Below are 8,523 nucleotides of genomic sequence, written 5' to 3'. Positions count from 1 at the left end.
CACCCCCTCCAGCGAACGCACTGGCACCTGCCCCCTCGCTCCCAGGATGTGGTCCACCGCGTGACGCACCCCCACGTCCCCCTCTTGCCCGGGCAGCCGGCCCAGCAAGAGCCGCTCCAGCAGGGCGAAGCGGGCCGCCGTCCCCTCCACCGCGCCCAACCGCTCCCGCCACTCGCGCGCCTCACGGGGCCAGAGGTCCCCCAGCGCCACCTTCGCGTCCGTCAGCTCCAGCAAGGGCAGCCTCAGGAATGGCTGCGCGCCTCCGGGCCGGAAGCGCACCGCGACGAAGGACGCACGCGCGGACAACGGCACCACCTCCGCCGCCCGCATCGCTCCCACCACGCGCAGCCCCACCCTGTCCGTCAGGTCCACCAGGATGTCCAGGCACCCGTCCGGCAGCACCCGGTGCACCCCCACCGGCGCCGCTCCCGACAGCTCCAGCGCCCAGTAGCACTGGACGTACGGCGCCAGCGCCGCGCAGGGGCTCGCCTCCACGTAGCGCATCAGGCCGCGTCCGCGACGGCCGCGCGGGGCAGCCACACCGTGAAGCACGTGCCCTTCCCCGGACCCTCGCTGCTCGCCTGGATGCGGCCCCCGTGGCGCTCCACGATTTCGCGGCAGATGGCCAGCCCCAATCCCAGGCCTCCGGCGTAGTGCTCAGCCGCGTTTCGCGCGCGGAAGAAGGGCGTAAAGAGCTGCGGCAGGCTCTCCTGCGGAATGCCGATGCCCTGGTCCTCCACGTCCACCCGCACCTGCCCTTCCTCCTCGCGCACCCGCATGGACACCGGCGTCCCCGGCGGCGAATAGCGCAGGGCGTTCTCCACCAGGTTCGTCAGCAGCTGATCCAACCGCTGCTCGTCCCACCGGCCCACCAGCGGCCCCTCCGGGACGTCCAGGGACAACAACCCCTGGCGCTCCGGACGCGTGGACTGGATGCGCTCCAGCACCTCGTGCGCCAGCGCCGTCAGGTCCATGGGCGCCACCGTCAGCGCGAATCTCCCCGACTGCAACCGCGACACGTCCAGCATGTCGCCAATCAGCCGCGTCAGCCGGTCCACCTGCCGCGTCAGCCGCTCGAAGGTGGCGCGCTGCCGCTCCGGCGTCAGCCCCACGCCGGACTCCGACTGGTGGATGAGCAGCTCCAGCGTCGCCTTCAGCGGTGTCAGCGGCGTGCGCAATTCGTGGCTCGCCATGGAGAGGAACTGATCCCGGATGACGATGGCCTCGCGCAGTTCCTTCTGCGTCCGGTCGATGCGCGCCGCCATGTCGTTGAAGCCGTCCGCCAGCTGCGCGACCTCGTCGTCGCCCCGGGCCTGCACCCGCTGCTCCAGGGCGGGCGTGCCCAGCGCGGCGAAGCCGTCCCGCAGCGTCTCCAGCCGCACCGCCACGTCCCGCCCCACCCACTGCGACAGGAGCAGCGAGATGGCCCCCGCCAGCGCCGCGATGCCCACCACCCACGCGCCCATGCGCGTCACCGGCGCGAACGCCTCGCGCAGCCGCGCCGTCACCACCACCGTCCACTCCGTGCCCGGCACCTGTGCGTACGCCACCAGCAGGCGGAGCCCGGATTCATTGAACGCCTCCAGCAGGCCCTCCCGCGCCGACAGCGCCTTCGGGGGCAGCATTCCCAGCACCGGCGCCCGCGTGAGCACGTCGCCCCGTTCGGTCTCGCGCAGCAGGATGCCGTCGCGCCGGTCGAACAACTCCACGTGGTAGCTGCGCGAGGCCAGCGTCGACTGGAGCCCCAGCCGCCGCAGGGACCGCCCGCCCACCAGCACCGCGCGCTGGCCTTCCCCCAGGTCCACCCGCGTGGAGAAGACGATGAAGGGCAGCCCCGCGCGGGTGAGGAAGGGCCGCGACACCCAGACCGCGTCGCCCCCGTTGAGCGCCTGCTGGAAGTACTCCCGGTCCGCGAAGTTGCCGGTGAGGCGGTTCAGCCGCTTGGACGGAACCAGCGTCTCCCCGGTGGCGTCCAGCAGCCACGCCGCGTCGAAGAGGCCGGTGTCGTTCTCCAGCAACTCCACCCGTTCAATCATCTCCTTGCGGTCCCCGGTGCGCACCGCTTCGATGAAGCCCGGGTCCTGGCTCTGAGAACGCAAGAGCGAGCGCGCGATGGCCGCCGACTGCTCCAGCCACGCCGTCTCCGCCAGCACCGCCTGCTGCGCCTTGCCGCGCAGCTCCGCCGAGATGGCCCGCTGGGCCACGTACGACGTCACCGCCCCCACGCCCAGGATGGGCAGCACCGACGCCAGGGCCATGCCCCGGAACAGCCGCCAGCGCACCCCGGACGGGGCAGGGACCTGACGCATCCGCCACAACAGCAGACAGGCCAGGGCCAGCACCGCGTACACGCCCATCCCGGCCCAGGAGCGTCGCGACCCCAACGCGAGCGTCATGTTCAGGAACAGGACGCTCAAGCTGCCCGCGGCGATGCGGCAGGCCTTTTCGTGGCCACGCCACAGCCCCACCGCCATCAGCGCCCCCGTCGCCAGGAAGGCGCCGCCCAGCAACCGGATGAACGGCCCGAACGCCAGCAGCGACATGCGGATGAAGCTGCTGGGGACCAGGACCATCAACCCGCCGAAGCTCAGCGCCACGCAGGCGATGAACACCGGCAGCAGGCCCCTCCCCTGGAAGCGGCGGGTCCGCTCCAGCAGCAGCAGTCCCGCCAGCAGCGGATACAGAATGAGGCCCGTGATGCCTCCGGGCAGCACGGCGGCGGCCCACCAGTAGAACGCCACCGCCGCCAGGAAGAGCCCCCGGCCCAGCCACCCCACGAACGCTGGCCAGGTGGGGTACAGCATCGCGGCGAGCATCGTCGCGGAGCCCACCAGGAAGAGGCTGCCGAGCGGGCGGATGTACGGGTAGATGACCTGGAAGATGGCGGCCCCGAACTCATAGGGCACGAAGACCATCGTGGTGCCCACGACAAGTCCAAAGGCCGCCGCGAACCACTCCACCCGTGCCCGCTCGAGGATGCCCACGGGCGGAACACTACACGTCCCGCTCCGGCTGTCAGTGGCGGAGTGCGGTCCGGGACGGACCGTTCGTCCAGTCCCTATCTCCGACGCCAGGCGCCTTCCTATCTCCGACGCCAGGCGTCGAGCAGGTGCCCCACCACCGAGTCCACCCCCACGTCGTGCGTGACCTGGGTGAAGACGAAGGGGCCCTCGCCGCGCATCTTCCGGGCGTCGCGGTCCATCACGCCCAGGTCCGCGCCCACGTGCGGCGCCAGGTCCGTCTTGTTGATGACCAGCAGGTCCGACTGGGTGATGCCCGGCCCGCCCTTGCGAGGCACCTTGTCCCCGCCCGCCACGTCGATGACATACACGGTGTAGTCCGCCAGCTCGCGGCTGTACTGCGCGGCCAGGTTGTCACCGCCGCTCTCCACGATGAGCAACTCCGGGTGCAGTTCCTCCATCAACTGCTCCAGCGCGAGCAGGTTGTGGCTGATGTCCTCGCGGATGGCGGCGTGCGGACAGCCTCCGGTCTCCACCGCCTTGATGCGCTCCGGGGACAGGGCCTGGTTGCGCACCAGGAACTCCGCGTCCTCCTTGGTGAAGATGTCGTTGGTCACCACGCCCAGGCGGTACTGGTCGCGCAGCTTCTTGCACAGGGCCAGCACCAGCGCCGTCTTGCCGCTGCCCACCGGCCCGCCAATCCCAATCGTGAAGGCCCGCTGCGAGTAGTCACGCCGGTGCGGCTTGTCGCGAGCGTCGAAATGGCCCGGGTGGTCCCAGTCCTCGTGCGTGTGCTCGTGCCCGTCCTGCCCATGGCCGCGGTGGTCGTCGTCGTGCATGTCGCGCTTCCTTTTCGTCTCTTGCTTCAGGACTGGAACAGCCGGGAGTACAGCCGGTCGTGCGTGGCGCCCAACAGGTCCCACAGCGGCGCGGGCTGGGCCAGGTCCTCCACGCCCAATGCCTTGCATTGCTCCAGGACGGCCTCCAGCAGCGGCGTGGCCGCGTGCTGCACCTGGTGGGATTCATGCGTGCCGATGACGCCCATGCGCACGCCCGCGGACAGCGCGCCCCGCAGGGTGAGCGACAGGAAGAGTCGCAGGGCGTCCTCCTGCTCCACCGCCAGCGCGCACAGCACCGCGCCGAACGCGGGCGCGTGGTGGAACTTCACACGGGCCGCGCGAGCCGCCTCGCGCACGGGCCCCACGGCCTCCGGGAAGATGCGCGCGCAGGTGTCCAGGAAGGCCCTGCCTTGCGTGCGACTGGCCCGGTTCGCGACGTGGTTGGTGAGGAACGCGTCCGCGCGAGCGTCCAGCGCCGGCAGTGCGGAGGGTTCGCGCCACGCCGAGCCCACCAGCGGCAGGCCGCCCAGCCCCGCCTGCCACACCAGCGCCTCCACGAAGCGCCGCACGTCGCCCGGGCCGCGCACCTCGCCCGCCTGCACCGCGGCCTCCAGGCCCCCCGAGTGCGCGAAGCCCCCCGTGGGAAAGCCCGAATCCGCCAGCTGTAACACCCTCCAGCCGGAAGCCATGGCGCGCCGTCCTCAGAACAGCGAGTGGCGCTGCGCCAAAGGCAGCCAGGTGGCGGGCTCGCAGCGAAGCAGCTCTCCGTCCGCGCGGACCTCGTACGTCTCCGGATCCACCGTGATGACCGGCAGCGCGTCGTTGAGGCGCATGTCCTTCTTCCCCAACGCGCGGCAGTTCACCACCGCGGACAGCCGCTTGGTGAGCCCCAGCCCCTGCACGGTGCCTTCCCTCAAGGCGCGCCCTGATACGAAGGCGATGCTCGTGGAGCCCCGCGCCCTTCCTCGCGCGCCGAACATCGGGCGCATGAGGTACGGCTGCGGCGTGGGGATGGACGCGTTCGCGTCCCCCATCTGGCCCCACGCGATGAAGCCGCCCTTGAGCACCAGCTCCGGCTTCGCGCCGAAGAAGGCGGGCCGCCACAGCACCAGGTCCGCGAGCTTGCCTGGCTCCACGGAGCCCACCTCGTGGGACAGCCCGTGGGCGATGGCCGGGTTGATGGTGTACTTCGCCACGTAGCGGCGGATGCGCAGGTTGTCGTTGTCCCCCTGCTCGCCGGGGAGCCGCCCGCGCTGCTCGCGCATCTTGTGCGCCGTCTGCCACGTGCGGGTGATGACCTCGCCCACTCGCCCCATGGCCTGGCTGTCCGAGGCCATCATGCTGATGGCGCCCAGGTCGTGGAGGATGTCCTCCGCGGCAATCGTTTCTCCTCGGATGCGGCTCTCCGCGAAGGCCACGTCCTCCGGAATCTCGCGGTCCAGGTGGTGACACACCATGAGCATGTCCAGGTGCTCATCCAGCGTGTTCACCGTGTACGGCCGCGTGGGGTTGGTGGAGCTGGGCAGCACGTTGGGCGCGCCGCACACGCGGATGATGTCCGGCGCGTGGCCGCCACCCGCGCCCTCCGAGTGGTACGTGTGGATGGTGCGGCCCTTGAACGCCGCCAGCGAGTCATCCACGTAGCCGGACTCGTTCAGCGTGTCCGTGTGGATGGTGACCTGCACGTCCTCCGCGTCCGCCAGCGTGAGGCACGTGTCGATGGCCGCGGGCGTGGTGCCCCAGTCTTCATGCAGCTTGAGTCCAATGGCTCCCGCGCGCACCTGATCCAGCAAGCCCTCCGGCAGGGACGTGTTGCCCTTGCCAGTGAGGCCGATGTTCAGGGGAATGGTATCCGTGGCCTCCAGCATGCGCGCCAGGTTCCACGCGCCCGGCGTGCAGGTGGTGGCGTTGGTGCCGGTGGCCGGTCCGGTGCCGCCGCCCACCCAGGTGGTGATGCCGCTGGCGATGGCCTCGTCCGCCTGCTGCGGGCTGATGAAGTGGATATGTGTATCCAGGCCGCCCGCGGTGAGGATGAGCCCTTCACCGGCGATGACCTCCGTGGTGACGCCCACCACCATGCCCGGCGTGACGCCCGCCATGACGTCCGGATTGCCCGCCTTGCCGATGGCGGAGATGCGCCCCGCCTTGATGCCCACGTCCGCCTTGAAGATGCCCGTCCAGTCCACCACGAGCGCGTTGGTGATGACGCAGTCGAGCGCGTCCGCGTCGCCTGTGCCCGCGCGCTGGCCCATGCCTTCGCGCAGCACCTTGCCGCCGCCGAACTTGCACTCGTCGCCGTAGACGGTGGCGTCGCGCTCCACCTGGAGCCACAGGCCCGTGTCTCCCAGCCGCACCCGGTCCCCCGTGGTGGGACCGAACATGTCCGCGTAGTGGCGCCTGTCCAGCTTGCGGCTCATGAGCGGTCCTCCTCGGGGGTCTCTTCCTCGTGACCGAAGCCCTGCGCGCGCACCGCCGCGAGCAAGCGCTCACGGCCTTCATCGGACACCTTGCCGCTGCCCAGCGCGTTGCCGCCGCGCACCACCTGTTCGCCCGCGATGGGGACCAGCGACACCGTCTTCACCTCGCCGGGCTCGAAGCGCACCGCAGTGCCCGCGGGGATGTCCAGCCGGTGGCCGTAGGCGCGGCCCCGGTCGAACACCAGCGCTCGGTTCGTCTCCGCGAACGCGTAGTGACTGCCCACCTGGATGGGCCGGTCGCCCCGGTGCGTGACGCGCAGGGTGATGGCCTTGCGGCCCGCGTTGAGCTCCAGCGCGCCTTCCGCCGCGCGCACGAGTCCAGGGGGCCCTTCTGGTGACGCGGCGGGCACGGTGAAGCGCTCCAGCGGCGGCACCGGCAGGAAGCTGCCGTAGAGCGCCAGCGACAGGTCCCCGTGCTCCGCCACCACCGGGTGATGCACCGTCACGAGCTTGGTGCCATCCGGGAAGGTGCCCTCCACCTGCACCTCCGCCAACATCTCCGGCACGCCGTCCATCACCTGCGCGCGCCCCAGGAACCGGCGTCCCAGGTCCATCAGCTCCGCCACGCTGCGGCCGTCGCGGATGAACTCCAACAGCTGCGTGGCGATGAGCGCCACCGCCTCCGGGTAGTTGAGGCGCAGGCCTCGCGCCAACCGCTTCTGGGCGACGACGCCCGCCTGGTGCAGGAGCAGCTTGTCCACGTCACGGGGGGACAGATGCATGGGTCCGACTCCCTCGGTTCTTCCGGGTGCGGGATGCGCCGACCCGCCAGACCCTAGCGCGACGCGTCAGCGTGAGCCAGGATGGAGGCCCCTCGCGCCGTTCTCCCCCTCCGGAGTCCCCCCATGAAGAGCTTCAAGGCCGGCTTCCCCAAGACGCCCAAGGCGCCTCCCGCCCCACCGAAGACGACGAACACGGTGGCCCAGCCGACCTTCTCGAAGCCGGGCACGACGGGCGCGAAGCCGTCGACCCCCACCGCGTCGCCCACGGCCTCGCCCACCGCGTCGCCCACGGGCTCGCCGAGTGTCTCCCGGCCGACGACTCCCACCGGGACGACGCCCCAGGGTGACGCGTTCAAGCCGACCGGCAGCCCCCAGGCCTCGTCGTCGCGCCCGAACATCGACGCGAGCTCGCTCCAGGGTCCGCAGCTGCAGTCGCCCAACCTCTCCGAGAGCGACATCGCGGACATGGCCCTGGGCCGCACGCCGGGCAAGGGCAAGGCCATGACGCCGAGCCCTCAAATCCAGAAGATCGTCGAGCAGATGAAGCTGGAGAATCCGGGCGCGGACGTGCTGCGCTACACGGACCAGAGCAGCCACCCAATGCTGAAGCAGCCGAACATGCCCGCGGGCACGGACGCGGGCGTGTGCAGCGCGATGACCTCCGAGTGGATCCGCACCGGCAAGGAGGCGGGCGGTGACCCGATGAAGGGCTCGCAGGCGTTCGGCAAGCTGACGGACAACCACTTCGGGAAGCTCATCGACAAGCAGCACGCCGAGCACCTGCAGAGCGACGCCCTCACGAAGCTGAACGGCGCGCACATGGATGACATCGACAAGCTCCAGGGCAGCGTGAAGGAGCTCCAGGGCAAGAGCGCGCAGCGCAAGGAGATCAACGAGCTGCTCACCAACCCGGACCTCTCGCCGGAGGAGCGCCAGGGGTTGAAGCAGCAGCGCAGCGAGCTGACCCAGGACATCAAGGCGGGGATGGCGCAGCTCAACCAGGACCAGGCCGCCATCGCGAAGAAGCAGGAAGGCATCGCCGCGATGGTGGACGACTTCCGCACGGGCCGTGGCGGCGGTCACCCGGGCGTGAAGGTGCAGGACTTCGAGCCCATCACCCAGGACACCTTCGCGCAGAAGCTGTACGACGGCACGAAGGAGAACGGCCACTACCGCATCGGCCTGCGCAAGTCGGGCGAGGCCGCGGAGGGCCACGTGCTGGGCCTGCACAAGACGGACGGCCCGAACCGCCTGCTGGACGCGAACACCGCCGAGTGGAAGACGAACAACCACAAGGACGCGGTCAACCTGACGGCGGATCACGTCAGCGAGCTGTACAAGAACTACAGCACGTTCGACATCACCCGCTACTAGGACGTGTCCGCAAATAGTTCGAGTGGAGCCGGGTGTTAGGAGGGCATGAGCCGAGGAGAGCTGACGGACGCCCAATGGGAGCGGCTGGCAGGACTGCTGCCGCCCCAGAAACCCGCGCGGGGCCGACCGAACAAGGACCACCGCGAAGTGC

General features: G+C 70.5%; 7 protein-coding genes and 1 pseudogene. 2 read left to right on the top strand and 6 right to left on the bottom strand.

The features are described 5' to 3' along the window. The 6 genes from D7V77_RS38150 to ureA all read right to left on the bottom strand — a co-directional run. A partial coding sequence (locus D7V77_RS38150) for a DUF6597 domain-containing transcriptional factor (protein WP_120581147.1) occupies nucleotides 1-504 on the bottom strand: 504 nt, incomplete at its 3' end. Continuing rightward, nucleotides 504-2,984: an ATP-binding protein gene (locus D7V77_RS38145; RefSeq protein WP_368666232.1), complete on the bottom strand. Its 2,481-nt coding sequence runs from the start codon at nucleotides 2,982-2,984 to the stop codon at nucleotides 504-506. The genes D7V77_RS38150 and D7V77_RS38145, both read right to left, overlap by 1 nt. Before the next feature lie 98 nt (nucleotides 2,985-3,082). Continuing rightward, nucleotides 3,083-3,799 carry an urease accessory protein UreG gene (gene ureG, locus D7V77_RS38140; protein WP_120581145.1) on the bottom strand — a complete coding sequence of 239 codons (717 nt, stop codon included), beginning with the start codon at nucleotides 3,797-3,799 and terminating at the stop codon, nucleotides 3,083-3,085. Nucleotides 3,800-3,825: 26 nt separating this feature from the next. Then, nucleotides 3,826-4,488, bottom strand: a complete 663-nt coding sequence (locus tag D7V77_RS38135) for an urease accessory protein UreF (protein WP_120581144.1) — start codon at nucleotides 4,486-4,488, stop codon at nucleotides 3,826-3,828. Between the two features lie 12 nt (nucleotides 4,489-4,500). Further along, nucleotides 4,501-6,216 (bottom strand): urease subunit alpha, encoded by a 1,716-nt coding sequence (ureC, locus tag D7V77_RS38130; RefSeq protein WP_120581143.1) that lies wholly within the window; start codon nucleotides 6,214-6,216, stop codon nucleotides 4,501-4,503. Further along, nucleotides 6,213-6,998, bottom strand: coding sequence for an urease subunit gamma (gene ureA, locus D7V77_RS38125; protein WP_120581142.1), 786 nt, complete (start codon nucleotides 6,996-6,998; stop codon nucleotides 6,213-6,215). Before ureA ends, ureC begins: the two co-directional genes overlap by 4 nt. A gap of 123 nt (nucleotides 6,999-7,121) precedes the next feature. Here ureA and D7V77_RS38110 point away from each other — a divergent pair, with 123 nt between their 5' ends. Next, on the top strand, nucleotides 7,122-8,372 hold the full coding sequence (locus D7V77_RS38110; RefSeq protein ID WP_126936300.1) for a cell division protein ZapB: 1,251 nt from the start codon (nucleotides 7,122-7,124) through the stop codon (nucleotides 8,370-8,372). Between the two features lie 45 nt (nucleotides 8,373-8,417). After that, nucleotides 8,418-8,523: pseudogene (locus tag D7V77_RS38105) on the top strand (IS5/IS1182 family transposase); the annotation flags it as partial.

It is taken from the genome of Corallococcus sp. CA041A (assembly GCF_003612075.1).
Classification (GTDB): domain Bacteria; phylum Myxococcota; class Myxococcia; order Myxococcales; family Myxococcaceae; genus Corallococcus; species Corallococcus exiguus.
Note: the sequence above shows the minus strand (reverse complement) of the source record. Positions and strands in the feature narration are given on the sequence as shown.